General features: G+C 55.3%; 16 protein-coding genes. 10 read left to right on the top strand and 6 right to left on the bottom strand.

Annotation, left to right across the window (positions count from 1 at the left end; translation table 11 throughout):
- The first annotated feature begins 4 nt into the window (after positions 1-4).
- Genes MKZ15_RS22395 through MKZ15_RS22385 form a run of 3 tightly spaced genes read left to right on the top strand, consistent with a single transcriptional unit; the run spans position 5 to position 2,869 of the window.
- Positions 5-799 carry a glycerophosphodiester phosphodiesterase family protein gene (locus MKZ15_RS22395; RefSeq protein ID WP_339818306.1) on the top strand — a complete coding sequence of 265 codons (795 nt, stop codon included), beginning with the start codon at positions 5-7 and terminating at the stop codon, positions 797-799.
- Positions 793-1,599: an HAD-IIA family hydrolase gene (locus MKZ15_RS22390; protein ID WP_339818303.1), complete on the top strand. Its 807-nt coding sequence runs from the start codon at positions 793-795 to the stop codon at positions 1,597-1,599. The genes MKZ15_RS22395 and MKZ15_RS22390 overlap by 7 nt, the downstream gene beginning before the upstream one ends.
- Positions 1,600-1,621: 22 nt before the next feature.
- Entirely contained in the window at positions 1,622-2,869 is a 1,248-nt protein-coding gene (locus MKZ15_RS22385) for a sn-glycerol-1-phosphate dehydrogenase (RefSeq protein WP_339818301.1), read from the top strand.
- Positions 2,870-2,874: 5 nt separating this feature from the next.
- Here the strand turns inward: MKZ15_RS22385 and MKZ15_RS22380 are convergent, their stop codons facing one another.
- The 4 genes from MKZ15_RS22380 to MKZ15_RS22365 all read right to left on the bottom strand — a co-directional run bounded on the left by MKZ15_RS22380 (position 2,875) and on the right by MKZ15_RS22365 (position 6,834).
- The gene (locus tag MKZ15_RS22380; protein WP_239483803.1) at positions 2,875-3,423 is read right to left on the bottom strand and encodes a polysaccharide deacetylase; all 549 of its coding nucleotides are present in this window, start codon (positions 3,421-3,423) and stop codon (positions 2,875-2,877) included.
- 358 nt (positions 3,424-3,781) lie between these two features.
- On the bottom strand, positions 3,782-4,318 hold the full coding sequence (locus MKZ15_RS22375; RefSeq protein ID WP_155604798.1) for a phosphatase PAP2 family protein: 537 nt from the start codon (positions 4,316-4,318) through the stop codon (positions 3,782-3,784).
- A gap of 103 nt (positions 4,319-4,421) precedes the next feature.
- Complete coding sequence (locus tag MKZ15_RS22370) at positions 4,422-5,630, bottom strand: MFS transporter (RefSeq protein WP_339818299.1); 1,209 nt, start codon at positions 5,628-5,630, stop codon at positions 4,422-4,424.
- 58 nt (positions 5,631-5,688) lie between these two features.
- Entirely contained in the window at positions 5,689-6,834 is a 1,146-nt protein-coding gene (locus tag MKZ15_RS22365) for a glycosyltransferase (protein ID WP_339818295.1), read from the bottom strand.
- Positions 6,835-7,201: 367 nt separating this feature from the next.
- Here MKZ15_RS22365 and rlmN point away from each other — a divergent pair, with 367 nt between their 5' ends.
- Positions 7,202-8,257, top strand: coding sequence for a 23S rRNA (adenine(2503)-C(2))-methyltransferase RlmN (gene rlmN, locus MKZ15_RS22360; protein ID WP_339818293.1), 1,056 nt, complete (start codon positions 7,202-7,204; stop codon positions 8,255-8,257).
- 129 nt (positions 8,258-8,386) lie between these two features.
- On the opposite strand, the gene MKZ15_RS22355 is transcribed toward rlmN, so the two are convergent.
- On the bottom strand, positions 8,387-9,160 hold the full coding sequence (locus MKZ15_RS22355; RefSeq protein ID WP_339818291.1) for a sporulation protein: 774 nt from the start codon (positions 9,158-9,160) through the stop codon (positions 8,387-8,389).
- Positions 9,161-9,315: 155 nt separating this feature from the next.
- On the opposite strand from MKZ15_RS22355, the gene MKZ15_RS22350 reads away from it, so the two are divergent.
- Together MKZ15_RS22350 and MKZ15_RS22345 are read left to right on the top strand one after the other, a co-directional pair.
- A complete protein-coding gene (locus tag MKZ15_RS22350) occupies positions 9,316-10,011 on the top strand; it encodes a copper homeostasis protein CutC (protein WP_339818288.1) in 696 nt (231 codons plus the stop codon).
- A 97-nt stretch (positions 10,012-10,108) separates the two neighbouring features.
- Complete coding sequence (locus MKZ15_RS22345) at positions 10,109-11,602, top strand: FAD-dependent oxidoreductase (protein ID WP_339818286.1); 1,494 nt, start codon at positions 10,109-10,111, stop codon at positions 11,600-11,602.
- Between the two features lie 13 nt (positions 11,603-11,615).
- Here MKZ15_RS22345 and MKZ15_RS22340 read toward each other — a convergent pair whose 3' ends face one another.
- Positions 11,616-13,091, bottom strand: a complete 1,476-nt coding sequence (locus MKZ15_RS22340) for a PLP-dependent aminotransferase family protein (RefSeq protein ID WP_339818285.1) — start codon at positions 13,089-13,091, stop codon at positions 11,616-11,618.
- A 126-nt stretch (positions 13,092-13,217) separates the two neighbouring features.
- Between MKZ15_RS22340 and MKZ15_RS22335 the strand changes: the two genes are divergently transcribed.
- The 4 genes from MKZ15_RS22335 (at position 13,218) to MKZ15_RS22320 (ending at position 17,308) form a co-directional block, all read left to right on the top strand.
- Positions 13,218-13,772, top strand: a complete 555-nt coding sequence (locus MKZ15_RS22335; RefSeq protein WP_239483804.1) for a GNAT family protein — start codon at positions 13,218-13,220, stop codon at positions 13,770-13,772.
- Between the two features lie 101 nt (positions 13,773-13,873).
- Entirely contained in the window at positions 13,874-16,201 is a 2,328-nt protein-coding gene (locus tag MKZ15_RS22330; protein WP_339818283.1) for an ATP-dependent DNA helicase, read from the top strand.
- An 89-nt stretch (positions 16,202-16,290) separates the two neighbouring features.
- Positions 16,291-16,680: a cytochrome-c oxidase gene (locus tag MKZ15_RS22325; RefSeq protein WP_339818281.1), complete on the top strand. Its 390-nt coding sequence runs from the start codon at positions 16,291-16,293 to the stop codon at positions 16,678-16,680.
- A 187-nt stretch (positions 16,681-16,867) separates the two neighbouring features.
- A complete protein-coding gene (locus MKZ15_RS22320) occupies positions 16,868-17,308 on the top strand; it encodes a MarR family transcriptional regulator (protein WP_336244894.1) in 441 nt (146 codons plus the stop codon).
- Positions 17,309-17,315: the final 7 nt, after the last annotated feature.

Genomic DNA, 17,315 nt, shown 5'->3' with positions numbered 1-17,315 from the left:
GACAATGATCGAGCGTTTAAACCAGGATGCGTCAGTGATGATCGCGGGACACCGTGGATATAAATCCGCTTACCCGGAAAACACGCTGCTGGCCTTCCGCGAGGCCTTGGATTTGGGCGTCGATATGATGGAATTCGATCTTCGCCTGTCCAAGGACGGGGAGATCATGGTGATTCATGATGCTACAGTTGACCGGACGACAAACGGGTCCGGTGCGGTCGGCGATTATACTTGTGAGGAGTTAAAGCGGCTGGATGCCGGAGGCTGGTTTGGCCGAGAGTTTGCCGGGCTGCAAATTCCGACGCTCGCGGAGCTGATCGCGCTGCTGGCGGATTATCCCGATGTACTGCTTAATGTCGAGATCAAGCCAGCGGCAAACGCGAAACAAGCAGCGGACCTGACGATCGCTTTGTTGGATGAAACGGGCTTCCTGCCGCGCGCGGTGTTCACCTGTTTTGACGCTGAGGTATTAACGTATATTTACGATTCGTACGGTCTGAAGACGCAAGGATTTCCTGCGGAATTGATGTCGGGGTTCGTGTATGGGGAGGGCGGAACTTACTCCAAGATGTGGGCGTTAGGGTTGGAAATGAAACTCCTCACACCGGAGCGCGTTCAGGAGTTCCGTGAGCTTGGTTTACTCGTTTGGAGTTACTGTCCGGACGAACCGGAACAGGTGCGGTACAGCGTTGAATGTGGCGTTACCGGCATGACCTGCAATAATCCGCTACCCGCGTTGCATCTCCGCCGGGGCATGCAGATACTGACGTCAGAGATAGGAGACAGGTCCCGATGGTAGAGATGATCGAGGGACTCGTTATTGACTTGGACGGTACAGTGTACCGAGGGAACGAGGCCATCGAAGGTGCCGTTGAGACGATTAGCAGGTTGAAGACCGCGGGAACGAAGGTTGTATTTCTCAGTAACCGCGGGAATATATCCCGGAAAATGTGCCGGGAGAAGCTGAGCAGCATGGGGCTGGACGTGAGCGAGGAGGAAATCCTCCTCGCGTCCACAATTGCTGCACGATATTTGCAGGCCCATGGCGAGGGACGCCAGGTTTGGGTGCTGGGTGAGCAGGGATTGATTGACGAGCTGCGCATCGCGGGCGTACCTCTGGCCGAACGGCCCGAAGACGCAGGCTGGCTGCTGATTACGTTGCATGAACGGCTAACGTATCAGGACTTGAATCTGTCATTTCGTGCGGTGCGGCACGGGGCGCGGATCATCGCTACCAATAGCGACCGGATGTTTCCCGGAGAGGGGGGCGACTGTATTGACGTGGCCGGGATGATTGGTGCGATCGTGCATGCGACGGCTCAAGATGTGGAAATTGTGGTTGGCAAACCCTCTTCTTTAATGGCGGAAGCCGCGCTTGAAACGTTGGGGTTGCCGCCAGAACGCTGCCTGGTGATCGGCGATAGTCTGGAGTCGGATATCCGGCTTGGGCATGCGGCCGGAATGAGGACTGCCTTGGTCCTTACGGGTTCAACCGATCTTGGGGCTGTGAGATTAAGTCCGATTCAGCCGGAGTATATCTGGAATTCGATCCGCGATGTGAGTTCCGTGTTAGGGATTGAACGTTCGAAAATGAATTAAGGGAAGAGAAGGGAAGCCACTTATGACCGATATTTTGCATCGCATCAGGGAACTCGCGGCTGGACTGGGAGAGCCTTACCGTCAGGCAATCGACCTGGACGAAATCCGGGTTGAGACGGGGGCGCTTCAGCTGGCAGCCGACTATGTCACGAAAAAAAACTACCGCAATGTGATTGTTGCGGTGGATCAAAATACGTATGAAGCGGTTGGAAAGCAATTGGTAATGCTTTTGGAAACGGAGAAGGAACGCGGATCTGGGGAAGTGGACGTTTATACCACGATGATCCAGCCTGATGCGGAAGGTGACGTCATCGCCGATGAAGCCTCGCTGATCGAACTGATCTTGGATGTTCAGCGGTGGGAGGCGAATGTCATCGTAGCCTGCGGGGGAGGCACGCTGCATGACATCTGCCGGTACGCCGCTTACACCACGGGTATTCCATTCGTATCCGTTCCGACGGCACCCTCTGTCGACGGGTTTAACTCTAAGGGGGCTCCGATCCTTCTGCGGGGGGAGAAGAAAACGATCCCGGCCATCGGTCCGAAGGCGATTTTCGCCGATCTCGATGTCCTTGTGCAAGCTCCGCCGGAGCTGGTGGCGGCGGGGTTCGGCGACATGTTGGGCAAATACACCTCCTTGTTTGATTGGAGGTTTGGCTCGTGGACGGCTGATGAACCTTATCTGGAGCTGGCAGCGGAGATTACCCGAAAGGCATTGGATAAATGCGTCGCCTCGGTAGATGCCATCGCAGAGCGAAGTGAGGAAGGGATTTGCCTCTTGATGAGCTCGTTGATCGAATCCGGTCTGGCGATGCTGCTGTTCGGGCAGTCTCATCCGGCTTCCGGCGCGGAGCATCATTTATCGCATTATTGGGAGATGGAGTATCTGCGTTTAGGTCGCCGCCAACTGCTGCACGGAGCGAAAGTAGGAGTGGCCAGTATGGAGATCGCGGGCCTCTACCACCGGCTTGTTAATGAGGGCTTTGGGGCGCAGGGGATACATCCTGCTGCGGCGGTTCCGCCGCAAGTCACCGCCTGCTGGGAGCAGATCTGCCAGGAGATCCAACTGATCCCGGATCCGCACCAGCTTGGCGAATTGTTGGCTGCCGTTGGCGGCCCCAATACCATGGAGCAGCTTGGTGTAGAACCGGGTCTGCTGGAACGCAGCTTGCGGGAGGCGCATCGGGTACGCCCGGGTCGGCACACACTGCTGCGCGCATACAACGAGATCAACGAAAAGTTTGCGGAGGAATCACCCGGCAGCGAATAGGGCGCCTATACGAGCGCCTTCTCCGCCCCAAATTGCCGGATCAGCGTCGCGCGGGTCATGACCAGCTTCAGCGGAATCAGCTTGTCCGTATGGCCATCGATCCGTTTGCGGCTGCTTGGATGGAAGACGGTGAGAAGTAATCGGAGGTAGGAGGTCGTCAACGTACGGAAGGCACCCTGTTCGACGCGATGTGTCTCGAAGCCTAGTCCGTGCGTGATGCCCCGATGCAATAAGGTAATCCCCTGCAGCGCCTTTACTTGACTGAGCTGCGGGTTTCTTTGCATTTCGGCGCATATTTGGCGCATCGCGCTTCTGGCGAGGCGGGCAGTCATCAGGGCGACGCGGTTCGCCTCGTTCGATTGCAGCATGGCGAGGATTTGGCGATTGTCCAAATGGAGCTCTCCAATCCAATCGCCGTCTTGAATCCATGTGCCATCCTCGCATTGCATGCTTTTTCCGCGATATTTGGTGACGAACATTTTGCAGATGCCGAACTCTCCGGCGTAGTTGGAGCGCATTCGGCTGAACAGATCGAACACTCGCTCCCAGCTCATCCAAACTCCTTGGATGACTTGCTTGATTATCGTTTGGGCTTGCATCGATATCCCAGCTTTCTCTATAGAATGTGAAGCGCTTACATCAGAATATCCGGCAGTGTGCCGTTCTCCCCCAAGTTTACGGTAGAAAGGTGCAACATTCTAGGGCGGTATGAACGATGGATGGAGAGAATGTTGCCATTTCTACAACATTTTGAGGCTTAGACCGAGATCGGTTCGTAAATGCTGCAGGAAATACAACATTTCTCTGAGAGATCCTCGGACAGAGGACGGATTCGCACCAAGCGGCGAATCGTTACAGGCTCCCCGGCCATGCACGTCCTACTTTACTGGCTAAGCCTTCCGTACCTTTTAGCTAGGCCAGACCTGCGCTCAAGACAACGAGGAGAGCTGTTACGGCTCCAACCAGGCCGCCGGCCAGAACGTCGGAGGGATAATGGACTCCGAGATAAATTCGTGACAGGCCTACGATGAAAGCGAGCGGGAGTAGCACTTGCACCAGACCGGGGGCCGCGAATAGGAACGGGATCAATGTGGAGAACGCTGCTGTCGTATGTCCGGACGGGAACGAGTAGTCCTTGAGCGGATGGATGGAGATCCTCGCGTTCTGCAGTGCTTCGTAGGGGCGGGTGCGCTGGAACCGCTTCTTGATCAGGACTGCCAGCAGATGACTGAGAGTCAAGGCGATCAGGCTATGCCAACCCGCCCGTTGCCAGGAACCGGTAGCGAAGACGACCACGGAGATGGTTAACGCGATCGTAAATGCGGCGCTCCCTAGATGGGTCACACCCTTCAGAATCCGATCCAGCCACGGATGACTCAGCGAATGATTGCACCACAGAAACAGCCGGTTGTCGTATTCGCGCAGCCGAAGATAATAGCGATGTCTCATTCCAACTCCTCCACTTCCCTAAAAAATGATGGGCATCTATCGGCCCCTCGTCCTTCAACCAGGGTAACGTTTACCACGGAGACCGAACCAACGAGCGTCTTTGCTAGCCATGTTGCCGCTGCTGCGCGGGCGGATGCTGGCGTACCGGGCGGATCCAGTAAAATATCATGATGCCAAACAACAGCATGGCGCTAATCCCGACGGTAACCGTTACGTCGAAGCTCTCCGCCATCCAGCCGCCCAGAATCGGGCCCAGGATGACTCCGATGCCCTCGATGCCGGAGAGGACTCCCCAGCCGGTTGCTTTCTGCTCATCGGGAACAAAATGGGACAGAATCGCGTTCCATGCCGGCAGTACGGCAGCATATGCCGCGCCAAGACAGACAGCAAGCAGCATCGTGCTGAACATCTGCCGGGAGTAGATCAATAGTCCGAGGCAGGCGGCCAAGACGCCGAATCCGGCGATCAACAGCCACTTGTGACCCCATTTGTCGGCGAGCCGGCCCATCGGGATGAGCAATAATACGGTCATACAGCCTCCGGCCATCAACACGATGGAATATCCCGAATAATCCAGCGCCAAATATTCAGAAGCAAAACTCGGTAGGACGGGCACCAGCAGGCCGGCTGCTAATGTCTGCACGATCATGCCGGGCACGAGCGGCTTCATCTGAGTCAGCTTACTCCCGATTTGCCGCATTTGCTGCTTAAACGGAACCGTGTCTCCCAGCAATCGGCGGGATGAGAAATCCATCCGTTTCAAGGCAGCTAGCAGCCACCCGGCCGTCCAGCATCCGGCCAACAGCCAGAAAGATAAGGTATAACTGCGATCCATCAGAAAGTTGACGGCGACCGGGCCGAGACCCAGCGAAACAAGCCAAATGGTGTAGATGGATCCCATCTGTGAGCCGCGACTGTCCTCCCGAATTTCGGATAGGCAGAGCAGCCAAACGGGCGACACCCCGATCCCGATCAGACCGGCCCCAAGCACGATGGCCCACGGGGCGCTGACCCCATAGGAGACAAACAGGCCTAGCAGTCCCAGCAACAGAAAGATATTCAGGATCAGCCGAGCCGGGAACCGGTCCAGCACGTAACCCGCGAGCACTTTAATCAGCGTGTCGGCTAAATAGTGGACCGAGATGGCTACGCCAACTGCCGCTAAGGTAATGTGGCGTTCCTTGGCATAAGCGGGTAAAAACGAGATGAGAAAGGCGCTGCGGGCGATTTCCGTCATAAACAAAATGGCAGCGCAGTGCAGAAATGCAGGTGTCAAATGATTTCCTGATATCCAACGAGCAGTACGTTTCATATGGGCGTAGCTCCTTGCTTCATATTCGTGTGCCGGCGGCTGTGCGGCAGGGATAGATTTAATGTCCGTCCGCCAACGCCGGCAGACGGCCCGCCAGGCGCAGCACATCCCGGACGATCGTCTCGGTGGCGCATCCTGCAGCAAGTTCGTCATACTGCTGGAGCATCCGGGCGCGGCGGACTTCAGAATCGAGAAGCTCATGCACTTGCTCCGTCAAAGCCCGCGGCGAAGAGGCTACTACTGCCGCGCCTTTACGCTCGAGGTATTTCGCGTTCTCCCGCTCCTGGCCGGAGAACGGTTTGTAGACCACGATGGGGGTACGGATTTGGATCGCCTCCGACAATGTGATGCCCCCGGCCTTCGTCACGATGCAGGAAGCTTGTCGCATACGGTCATGAATCGCTTCGACGTAACCAAACAAACGCAGCCGTTCGTGACCGGCAAACCGCCGCTCCAAGCGACGCCGCAGCTTATCGTTGCCGCCGCAGACGATGTCCACTTGAACATCCGGCAGTGCCAGAAGCTTCGCGGTGATGAGCTGGATGTCCGGTAAGGGAATATGTGCGCCCATCATAACCAGGACGGATCGAGATCCACCTGCGGATCGAAGTGGTTGCGGACTCATTGAGCGCGTCAGCTCATAAAACGGTTCCCGAACCGGGATGCCGCTGACGACAATCGATTCCGCAGGCACGCCGCGTTCGATCATCTCCCGCTTCAAATCCGCTGTCGCCACGAAATAGCGGTCTGGCCTCGTGAACAACCAGCGGTTGTGCAGGCTAAAGTCGGTCACAACCGTGAATACCGGCACCCGAATGCCGTGTTTTCGCAGCTGATCCGTGATGCCGCCGAAAGGAAAGGTGCTGATGATCGCGTCGGGCCGTTGTTTTTGGAGCAGGTTGACCAGCTTTTTCATCCCTAGCTGATTCCCCCATTTGGCCAAGGCGCTCGTCTGCTGGAGGTCCCGGGTCGCGTAGTAGCTCCACCCGTAATAGTCCAGGCCATATGCGGAGAACCACGGGCTATACAAATAAAGCTGCCGAGAGACGGAATTCATTCCCGGATGGGCCTCGCGGTACAGATCGATCACACGGACTGTACAAGCGCCCGAGAGGGTAAGAGATTGCTTCAGCGTCCTTGCCACCTGGATATGGCCGTTGCCGTATCCGGCGGTCAGGATGACGATGTGCATGTTTTGCTTCATGGGTAGCTGCCGCCTTTCCACCGAAATAGAAACGCACGGGTTCTTCCGTCGAATCATTCCGAGTTCCAGTATATAGGAAGCCTGGAAGAATCAAACCGGCCGTGCGGCGTGATTTGGTTCCGACCTTGGTCCAGTTTGTAGGCCGGACCGCTTACGAGTTGACCGGGTCCTTTCTCGCACTCGTCAAAGTTTAACGTATCTTCACTTTAGGGCACTAATGTTAACGTTCGTTTAAAAGGGAGGGCAATCTGTGTAAAACGGGTGGGGGCGAAGACGCAGCGCATTCGTTTTTTTACCTGTGGCATTCGGGATGACGGATTAGGTATAATTAGAAAATGACTTGAGTTTCTTTAGAAAGAGGATACGCATGAATAAACAATCCATTTATGGTTTGACGAAGGATCAGCTGGCCGCTTGGCTGCTGGATCGTGGACATAAACGAGGCCGGGCTGAGAGGGTCTGGGACGGCTTGTACCGCAAACGGGTTACCGATTACGAAAAGATGGAGGGTGTTCATCCAGAATGCCTCTCCCTGCTTGAAGGGGAATTTGCCATCGAAACCTTGGAGGAGCATATCCGCCAGGAGTCGGTCGACGGGACGATCAAGTTTCTGTTCCGCCTGCAGGATGGCAATCTGATTGAAACGGTGCTTATGCGCCACAAATTTGGCCAGTCGGTATGCGTGACTACGCAGGTCGGCTGCAATATCGGCTGTAGCTTCTGTGCCAGCGGACTGATGAAGAAGAGTCGGGACCTGACGAGCGCGGAAATTGTGGAACAGGTGATGAAGGTGCAATTGCACCTGGATCGACTGGGAAATGGTGAACGGGTAACTCACATCGTTGTGATGGGGATCGGGGAGCCTTTCGATAATTACGACAATATGGCCGATTTCCTGAGGGTTATCCAGGACCCTAAAGGGCTTGCGATTGGCCCGCGCCACATTACCGTGTCGACTAGCGGACTGGCGGACAAAATCATCGAATTTGCCGATTCCGACCTGCAGGTGAATTTGGCCGTGTCCCTGCATGCGCCAAATAATGAGCTGCGCACGCGGATCATGAAGATCAATAAGGCGATTCCGCTCGAGAAGCTGATGGCGGCGATCGACTATTACTTGGAGCAAACGAACCGGCGGCTCACGATGGAGTATATTTTGCTGAAGGGCGTTAACGACGGGACCGAGCATGCCCAGGAACTAGCCGATCTGCTGGGCGATCGGTTTGTGAACGTCAATCTGATCCCTTATAACCCGGTGGATGAGCACAGTCAGTATCAACGGAGCGAGCAGGATTCTGTGCTGGCCTTTTACGATGTGCTGAAAAAACGCGGTCTCAGCGTCAGCGTTCGATTGGAGCATGGTGCAGATATCGATGCGGCCTGCGGACAGCTGCGCAGCAAGCAATTGAAGCGGCCGAGCTGAGCGAACGAAAAGGCGGAAATTTTGAAAGAAAAGGACTTGGAGCATTGCTCCAAGTCCTCTTCTTTTCGAGTAGCCGGAGGGGGCGGGATCGGCATCCAGAGGTGGCGTTGCCACACAACTGCCGCTTCCCTATAGATGGCTTGCGATCACGTTCTCCAGCAAGGCAGCCACCGCCTGAGGTCCGCGTTGGAGCTCCTCCTTCGATAGAGGGACCCGCACGAATCGTTCATCCAGCTCCATCGCCTCGGCGAATAAGCCGCTTAAGCCTCGGGCACGGCGATCGACCTGGAGCACCAGCTCCAATGACTCCCCCCGCGGGAAGAACAGGATCTCCAGCTCGTCGAGATACCCGCGGAACTTCGTACCCGGAACATATTCGAATTCCTGCACGAAAGGCAGGGCACCGCCAAGCCTCGGCGCATAGTCGTTTGTCACCTCGCGCAAGCGAAAACCAAGCAAATCGACGGCGTCCAACACGGTTTGCATTTTCGCATCCGGCAAAACATGGATCAGGTCCTCGTCCTTGGGATCCACGGCCAGATCGATGTCCAGCCCGCTTTCCACCCAAATGGGAACGTTGTGCAGCGTCACGGGCATTTGATCCGGAAGCCGGAATCGGAACGGAAACTGCCTGCGCTCGCCGGCCCGCAGCTGGAAACCTTCGATGACGAGGGATTTGGCGATCGTGCCCGTTGCTCTAATTTTGCGGTCGTTTGACTCGCGTAAGTAGTTGGTTTTCAGCTTTACATAAATGTTGCCGATGGTTTGGTCGGTCTGCCCACCTTCCACATATAGGGTACCACTGATTTCGCCGCCCAGCCGGACTTCGATCGCATCCAGTTCCGTATTGACCTGCGCCGAACCGATCCCCACGCTGGCTAGCATCTTCTTGAAAAAGGACATCACTCCACCCTTCCTTCACCATGTATTCGTAATGAATGACTGATTTATCAAGCCGAGGATTTATGGAAATTATATACGTCCATGGGGCGGTTTCGGTTTCGTTTATGCTAACATATGACGTATAATCGGATCACTGATAACAAGGAGGTTTCCTGATGTTTCTGGAGGTCATAGCAACCTGTGTGGAGGACGCCATCGTCGCGGAGGCAAACGGGGCGGACCGGCTGGAGCTGATTACGGCGATAACGGAAGGCGGACTCACCCCTGGCATTGGTATGGTCCGACAAGTGGTAAAGGCCGTGGACATTCCTGTCCACGTGATGGTACGTCCGCATAGCCGGTCTTTTGTGTACGGGGAAGCCGACGTGCTTACTATGGAGGAGGAAGTCCGGGCCATTGCCGATGCAGGGGCGGCGGGCATCGTGTTTGGGGCGCTAACTGCCGAGCGCAAGATCGATGAGGCTGCGTTAGAACGGATCTTAGTGCTGGCAGTCGGGCTCAACGTAACGTTCCACCGAGCGTTTGACGAATTGGCGGACCTGCCCTCCGGATTGCGTACGCTGATGCAATACCCGCAGGTAAATCGGGTACTGACCTCGGGCGGAACGCGGCCGGCCCCGCAGGCGGTTCCCGCAATCCGGGAGCTGATGGCGATCGCTAATGGCAGCTCGCTGCGCATTTTAGCCGGCTACGGTTTGACTCTGGAGACCGTCTCTCCGTTCGTCGCTGATACAGGCGTTACCGAGGTGCATTTCGGCTCCGCCGTGAGGCAAGAGGGGAACGGGCTGGCTCCGCTAGATCCATCCAAGCTGTTGAGCTTGTCCCGTTTGCTGCACGACCGCAATCAATAGGAAACCCCATAATATACCATATATATACTGGATACCAAACCTTTACTGGAGAGAAAATGTCATTATACTCCATGACGAGGAGAGTTATCCAGAACTTATGCCAACTGATTTGGAGAGAAAAAAGACATTAGCTTTGCGGCTTCTATCCATGTTCTTATGTACTTTGCTGTTGCTTGAAACGGTTCGTGTTCCTGCGCCAGCATCGGCGGCGAGCGAGACCCCACCTTCCGCCCCCTGTGGACCGGGCTGTAATGGATACGATGTCGTCGTGATCGGCAGCGAAATCGAAGGGGTGTTATTGGCGAGGGAAGCGCATGCTGCGGGTTTGAGCGTGCTGATTCTTGATCCGCGCGAGAAGCCGGGCGGGGAGCTGATCCAAGGGCAGATGCTGGTCTTGGACGAGCCCAACGACAACCGCAAGCGCAGCCTGGTCCAAGGCGAGTTGAAGCCCCTGTACGATGGCTATAAGGCCGGGAACATTCGCAAGTTGCCCGCCTTTGAAAGCTATTATCGCAAGCTGATTCGCGAGATCCCCCTGCGCAGCGGCATCACCATCGACGGGGTGGAGATCGAAGATACCGACGGGCAAGGGACAGAACAAAGGAAAACGCTGAAATCCATAACTTACCTGGCCAAGGACGGCAAGTTGTATCAGGTGCAGGCGGGGTATTTTGTGGAAAATACGGATTTTAACGCACTGACCATTCATCTTGGCAATCCACGCATCCCGGGCATGGAAAGCTTGTATAACGGCAAGAAGCCGGATTATATGGCGGCTACCTACATGCTGCGGTTTAAAAGCGTGAACTGGAACAAACTGCATCAAGCGGTGCTAGAAGATTATCCGTTAACGAACGTCGTCAAGAAATATGGCGCCAACACTTATGTGGATTGGGATTTCGCCACCGGTTTCAGCAATCTGACCTATAATTACAGGCCACGGGATTCCCATCTGATGCTCCGGGGCTTAAACGCGACGTATCAAAAGGACGGCGAAGTGATCATCAACAGCTTGCTGGTGTACGATGTGGATCCGGCCGATCCGACCTCCGTTCGTTCCGCCGTCGCAAGGGCGAAGGCGGAAGCCCCTTATATCGCCAAATACTTGCGCAAGCATATCCCCGGCTTCGGTAAAGCCGAGCTGAACGGGTACCCCGATTATTTGTACATCCGCGACTATAATCGATATGAAACGGACTATGTGTTGAACTATAAAGATGTGATGTCGGGCCGGATGTTCTGGGACAACGTGACGGTTGGGGGTTATACCGTCGATTTGCAAGCCACCCGCGTCGTGAAGAAAGGCATTGGCTACGGCAAGCCGGACCGATATGGAATCCCGCTTCGTTCCTTTGAGCTGAAATCGTACGACAACGTGCTGGTGGCTGGCAAGAATATCGGCGCGGAGATCAAAGCTTACGGAAGTGCCCGCATCATTCCCACCACCGCGTTGGCCGGGGAAACGATGGGCATCCTGCTCGGGCGGGAATGGAAACAGGGCCACAAGCGCTTGAGCGAGTTGACCCCGGGCGATTTTCGAAGAATCCATCGGTACTTGAAGAAGGATTACGACATTCGAATCGACCAATGACGGGAGCTGAAGGTCAATGAAGATAGGGTGACCAAGCCTGGTATAGCCGGGATACGCCTTCGTCAATCCGTTCCATTGCAATACCGCCGAAACCTAGCATAAACGACTTCTGCTCCGTTTCCGGCGGCGCGTTCCAGTAGAAGGCAGCGGAGGCGATTCGCACGCCGGCCTCCTGAGCCAGCCGCAGCAGCTCCTTCTCCGGCAGGCTGGATTTCACGCTAAAGAGGAGATGCAGACCGGCGCTATCGCCCGTAACGGCAGCCCGCTTCCCGAAATGATTCGTCAGGGAGGCGACGAGCTGCCGATTTTTTTTGCGATACAGGTTCCTCATCCGGCGGATATGCCGCTCGAAATGTCCCTCCTGCATAAACCGCTGCAGGGTGCGCTGGTGAATCCCCGACGCGGACGCTTCAAACAGGGTGTGGCGCCGTAAGGCGTGAAAGCGGGGCACCAGATGCTCAGGCAGCACGAGATAATGGATGCAGAGATCAGGCGCGAGTACCTGGGAGAAGCCGCCGAGATAGATGACGCGGTCGTTCGGGACGAGCCCTTGCAGCGCCGGTACCGGCTTGCCCTGATAACGAAACTCGCCGCCGTAATCGTCTTCGATCAGGTAGCCGTCGACGGCCTTGGCCCATTCCAGCAGCTCCAGCCGTCGGGATAGCGGCATAATGATGCCGGTCGGAAACTGATGGGACGGCGACACGCTGGCGATTCGCGCTCCGCTAGTCCTCAGCAAATCCGGGCGCAGGCCGTGCTCGTCGAGGGGAATCGGGTGCACCGTGAAACCGAGCGCAGCCAGGGTAGCCGGAACGATCCGGTATCCGGGTTCTTCAACGGCGACGGCGTTGGTCTCTGCGTTCAGCATCTGACCCAGCAGCAGAAGCAGCAAATGCTGTTCCGCTCCGATGATGATCCGATCCGGGGAAGCATGGACCCCGCGGAATCGGCTTAAATATTCGGCGACTTCCCGCCTGAGTTCCGGATCGCCCTGAGCGTCCCCATAGAATAACAGTTCGGCGGTTTCCGGGCGGAAGAGCTGGTTGTATAGCCTTTTCCATATCGTAAAGGGGAACAAGCTAAAATCATTTTTAGATAGATGGAAGTCGTAGAGAGGTGGTAGGGGGCTCCTCGGATTTGGTTCTGAATCTGGCTTTGGCATAGGAGTATCCGTATGGGGCGGGAGCTCGCGTTCCGGATTTCTGCCGGTCAGCGCAAACGACGGATAGGGCTCCGGCAGCTTAACGACGAAATATCCCCGTTTTGGACGGCTCTCGATAAACCCCTCGGCGATGAGTTGCTGGTAAGCCAACTCGACAGGGGTTGTGCTGATGCCCAGAAACTCCGCCAGTTTGCGGATCGAGGGCAGTCGTTGTTCCTCGCGGAGCGATCCGGCGATAATCTCGCGCTTAAACATTTCGTAAATCTCGACATATCGGTAGGACCGCCCGGCCAGACTGCCGTCGTGGGGCTGCGGTAAAATATACATTGGTTAGGATCCCTCCCGTCACTTATCATCCAAACTGTCCTTTAAATTTAGATTTATTTGTATATTTTTAAGTATACAGTACCGTGTTAAGATGCGAAAAGAGAGATGGAAAAGGAGATTATTACGATGAGTTACGCAGGATTTTTAATGGGGGACAAGGTGTATTTGCGCCCGATGAACGTGGAGGATGTCGATTGGTATTATCAAAATTTGCATGAGCCGGAAATGAGAAGATGGACGGGGACAAAGCGCCACTTCACCAAGGAGTTCATCGCCGCCTATCTGGAGCGGAAAGGCCAGGACGATTCCAGCGTATTGCTGGCCATCGTACGGCGGGAGGATGACCGGCCGATCGGGGATATCGCTCTCCAGGACATCGACCCGAGTAACCGCTGCTGCAACATTCGAGTTGCAATTAACCAGACGGCGGACACGGGGAAGGGTTATGGCAGCGAGGCGATGAAGCTAATGCTGGATTACGGATTTGGCGTACTGGGGCTGCACCGGATCGAACTTAATGTTTTTGACTATAATGGGCGGGCTATGCATGTTTACGAGAAGTTAGGGTTCAAACGCGAAGGCGTGCAGAGGGAAGCGTTGTTCTACGATCATGCGTACCATGATTCGATTCTGATGAGCATACTGGAAGACGAGTTTCGGGCGATCCACGTTCGTCGCTAAGCTTATCTAGGCTGCGCCGCCGTAGATAGCGATCTGTCATTCGTCATGGTATACTAATGGAACAAATGTTCTCCAAGAGTATCGGCGGTGACAAACAGCAAATGGCAAATGAATCCATGGTAAATATCGCGGTTCGTACTCTGGTGGAGTATGTGTTCCGCAGCGGCAGCTTGGAAAGCGGCTTCCGCACGGCGGTCTCGCTGACGGAAGGCACGAAGGCGCATCAGCAGGTGCAGAAGCAATACGGCGAAGGCGATCAGAAAGAAGTGTACTTGAAGGCGGAGATTCCCTGTGGGGATCTCCTCTTCGTTGTAGACGGGCGATGCGATGGGCTGTTAGTTGGCGGGGACGGCGGATGGACGATCGACGAGATTAAATCGACGGCTGGCGATTTGGCGGCGATCCGTGAAGATACGTACCCCGTACACTGGGCGCAGGCGAAGTGCTACGCCTATATGTACGCCAAAGCCAACGGGCAACGCGAGATGGGAGTACAGCTGACCTATGTGCAGCTGGATACGGGGGAGCGCAAACAATTTCGGATGCGGGCCGGGTTGGACGAGCTGGAGACGTTCATCCATGACGTCGTAAGGCACTATGCTCCGTACGCCCGTTTGCTTCGTGACCATCGGCGCGAGCGCAACCGGAGCATCGCGGAGCTGGCGTTTCCGTTTCCGGGTTACCGGACCGGGCAACGGAAACTGGCGGGCGCGGTATACAAGACGATTGAGGAAGCGGTGGGTTTGTTTGCCCAGGCGCCGACCGGCATCGGGAAGACGATTTCCACCACATTTCCGGCGCTCAAGGCGATGGGCGAAGGTAAATTGAATCAACTGTATTACCTCACGGCCAAGACGATTACCCGAACCGCCGCGGAGAACGCCTTCGCGTTGATGGAAGCACAGGGGCTGCAAGCTTGGGTGGTGACCCTAACGGCCAAGGAGAAAATCTGCTTCAGCGAAGAAGTCCGCTGCAACAAAGAAGACTGTATCTATGCCGATGGTTACTTCGACCGGATCAACGGGGCCATCCTGGATATCTTGGCGAATGAGACACAGCTCACTCGCCCGGTGATCGAGGCGTACGCCCGCAAGCATCGGGTGTGCCCGTTTGAATTTTCGTTGGACTTGTCTTATGCCGCCGATGTCACGATTTGTGATTACAATTATGTATTTGATCCCAAAGTGTCCCTGCAACGCATGTTCGCGGAGCAGAAGAAGGAAACCACCCTGCTGATCGACGAGGCCCATAATTTAGTCGACCGGGCGAGGGAGATGTATTCCGCCGAGCTGCGGAAATCCGGTTTTCTGGCGCTGCAGCGAGCGTACAAAGAGAAGAGCCCGTCCGTTGCGAAAGCAGCCAAAGCCGTTAACGCCTTGTTTATCGAGCTGAAGAAGCGGGCCGAAGGATCGTCGTTCCAGACCGATTTAGCCGCGCCAGAGCTGTTGCTGGAGCGGGCGGAGGCTTTTGCCGAAGCGGCGGAACGGGAACTGGCACTCGAACCGTCCGCCGCCGGGCAGACCGGCTCTCCGGGGAGTTTGGAGGCAGACGCGCGGGAGCTGCTGCTCCAGGCATATTTCGAGGCCCTGCATTTCGGCCGGATCGGCAAGCTGTACGACGAACGGTTCGTGACCTATACGGAGGTCACCCGGGAGGACGTGCGGATCAAGTTGTTTTGCCTGGATCCTTCTCATTTGCTGCAGGAGATGGGCAAGGGGTTCCGCTCGCGCATTTATTTCTCGGCGACGTTATCGCCGATGGCTTATTACCGCGATATGCTGGGGGCGGGGCCGGACGATTATACGGTATCGCTCTCCTCGCCGTTTTCTCGCGACCAGCTGGAGGTGGTTGTGCTGCCGCTTTCGACAAGGTATCAGGATCGGGAGCAGACCCGAGTTCCTCTGGTTCGCGCTTTGCAGGAAGTAACTCGTGGCCGGCCCGGGAATTATCTGTTCTTCTTCCCTTCCTACGCTTATATGAACATGATTTACGAGGATTTTGCCGCTGTCGCGGAGGAAGGAACGGAGCTGCTCTTGCAGCAATCCGGGATGACCGAGGAGGATCGGGAGCAGTTTTTGGCCGCCTTTGTGCCTAACCCGGCTCCGGGTCGGACCTTCATCGCTTTTGCCGTGATGGGTGGCCTCTTCTCGGAGGGGATCGATCTTGTGGGCGATCGACTGACAGGAGTAGCGATTGTGGGCGTCGGGTTGCCGCAAATCGGCCCGGAGCGTAATTTGATCCGCGACTACTTCCAGACGTCCGGGAGAAACGGCTTTGATTATGCCTACGTATTCCCCGGCATGAACAAGGTGCTTCAGGCCGGAGGACGCCTGATCCGCTCGGAGACCGACCAGGGCCGCCTCGCCCTGATCGACGACCGTTACCTTCAGCCGCATTATGCGCGATTGCTGCCGGAAGAGTGGCGCTAGAACCTAGAAGCTCTTCGAATATTCCCCTCCATTGTGACATATTTTGAACATGTAAGGATAACTTGTTCCTATTGGAGGGGGCGTCGGGTATGGGGATTACGTATCTTAAGGTTTCAGTCGTTTATTTTGTCATCGGTGTATTGCTAGGCATGTACATGTCCATGCAACATGACTATACATTAGCGGGCGTGCATGCCCATGTAAATCTATTAGGTTGGGCATCCTTCGCACTAGCTGGCGTGATTTATGTGTTGTTTCCAGGGGCAGGGGAGAGCCTGCTGAGCAAAATCCAGTTCTGGACGTACTCCATCGGACTTCCGGTTATGATGATCAGCTTATCGCTGGTACTGACCGGTTCGGTACAGTTGGAGCCTTTGGTGGCGATCGGCGGAACGCTTGTCGTGATCAGCGTTATCGTATTCGCGGTCAACGTCCTGACAAACGTGCGGACTAGTGCGTCAATGCGGGGGAAAAAATAAGGCCGCTGCGAAAAATAAGAGGAGGGATCGACGCCGATATCGGCGTCTTTTTTTATGCGATGGTAAAGAATAGGTTAGGGAGTTGACGAAGGTTGCTAGAAGAAGTACTATGATAGTGAAATTGTTAAGAGATATTAATTATTCAAATGTAATAATTATTAATTATTAACTCATAAGGAGGGGATCCGTGCTGAATAAGCGGGAGCGGTTATCGCTGTTAATGTCGATGCAAATGACCCGATTCGTCGTTGGATACGCCAAAATACTCGATCCAGAATTGACGGCTCCCCAATACTTGATTCTCCAAATTTTATCCAGAGCGGGTCAGCAGAATTGCTCTGATTTGGCCGAGATGCTGGAGGTCTCCCTGCCGGCCGTCACCAATCTTGCGAATAAATTGGCGGCTAAAGGGCTCATTGAACGTGTGATCCCGGAAAGCGACCGGCGTAACGTTCTCCTATGCATCACGGAGGCCGGTCAGGAAGTTGAGGAACGCATGGTACAGAAATATAAAGAAATGACGCGTGAACTTTGGGAGGATTTTTCGGAGGAAGAAACGGACTTATTGCTGCGGGCATTCGAGAAAATGTTGGTACAATTCGATCCGAATGAGCATGCTATCTGCTGACATAGAA

It is taken from the genome of Paenibacillus sp. FSL R7-0216 (genome assembly GCF_037969915.1).
GTDB classification, from domain to species: domain Bacteria; phylum Bacillota; class Bacilli; order Paenibacillales; family Paenibacillaceae; genus Fontibacillus; species Fontibacillus rhizolycopersici.
The sequence above is the reverse complement of the archived record's forward strand: the minus strand, read 5'-3'. Positions and strand labels throughout refer to the sequence as shown.

Coding starts and splice junctions, on each gene's coding strand:
- MKZ15_RS22395 (WP_339818306.1), top strand. CDS start 5: ATGATCGAGCGTTTAAACCAGGATGCGTCAGTGATGATCGCGGGACAC.
- MKZ15_RS22390 (WP_339818303.1), top strand. CDS start 793: ATGGTAGAGATGATCGAGGGACTCGTTATTGACTTGGACGGTACAGTG.
- MKZ15_RS22385 (WP_339818301.1), top strand. CDS start 1,622: ATGACCGATATTTTGCATCGCATCAGGGAACTCGCGGCTGGACTGGGA.
- MKZ15_RS22380 (WP_239483803.1), bottom strand. CDS start 3,423: ATGAGCTGGGAGCGAGTGTTCGATCTGTTCAGCCGAATGCGCTCCAAC.
- MKZ15_RS22375 (WP_155604798.1), bottom strand. CDS start 4,318: ATGAGACATCGCTATTATCTTCGGCTGCGCGAATACGACAACCGGCTG.
- MKZ15_RS22370 (WP_339818299.1), bottom strand. CDS start 5,630: ATGAAACGTACTGCTCGTTGGATATCAGGAAATCATTTGACACCTGCA.
- MKZ15_RS22365 (WP_339818295.1), bottom strand. CDS start 6,834: ATGAAGCAAAACATGCACATCGTCATCCTGACCGCCGGATACGGCAAC.
- rlmN (WP_339818293.1), top strand. CDS start 7,202: ATGAATAAACAATCCATTTATGGTTTGACGAAGGATCAGCTGGCCGCT.
- MKZ15_RS22355 (WP_339818291.1), bottom strand. CDS start 9,160: ATGTCCTTTTTCAAGAAGATGCTAGCCAGCGTGGGGATCGGTTCGGCG.
- MKZ15_RS22350 (WP_339818288.1), top strand. CDS start 9,316: ATGTTTCTGGAGGTCATAGCAACCTGTGTGGAGGACGCCATCGTCGCG.
- MKZ15_RS22345 (WP_339818286.1), top strand. CDS start 10,109: ATGCCAACTGATTTGGAGAGAAAAAAGACATTAGCTTTGCGGCTTCTA.
- MKZ15_RS22340 (WP_339818285.1), bottom strand. CDS start 13,091: ATGTATATTTTACCGCAGCCCCACGACGGCAGTCTGGCCGGGCGGTCC.
- MKZ15_RS22335 (WP_239483804.1), top strand. CDS start 13,218: ATGAGTTACGCAGGATTTTTAATGGGGGACAAGGTGTATTTGCGCCCG.
- MKZ15_RS22330 (WP_339818283.1), top strand. CDS start 13,874: ATGGCAAATGAATCCATGGTAAATATCGCGGTTCGTACTCTGGTGGAG.
- MKZ15_RS22325 (WP_339818281.1), top strand. CDS start 16,291: ATGGGGATTACGTATCTTAAGGTTTCAGTCGTTTATTTTGTCATCGGT.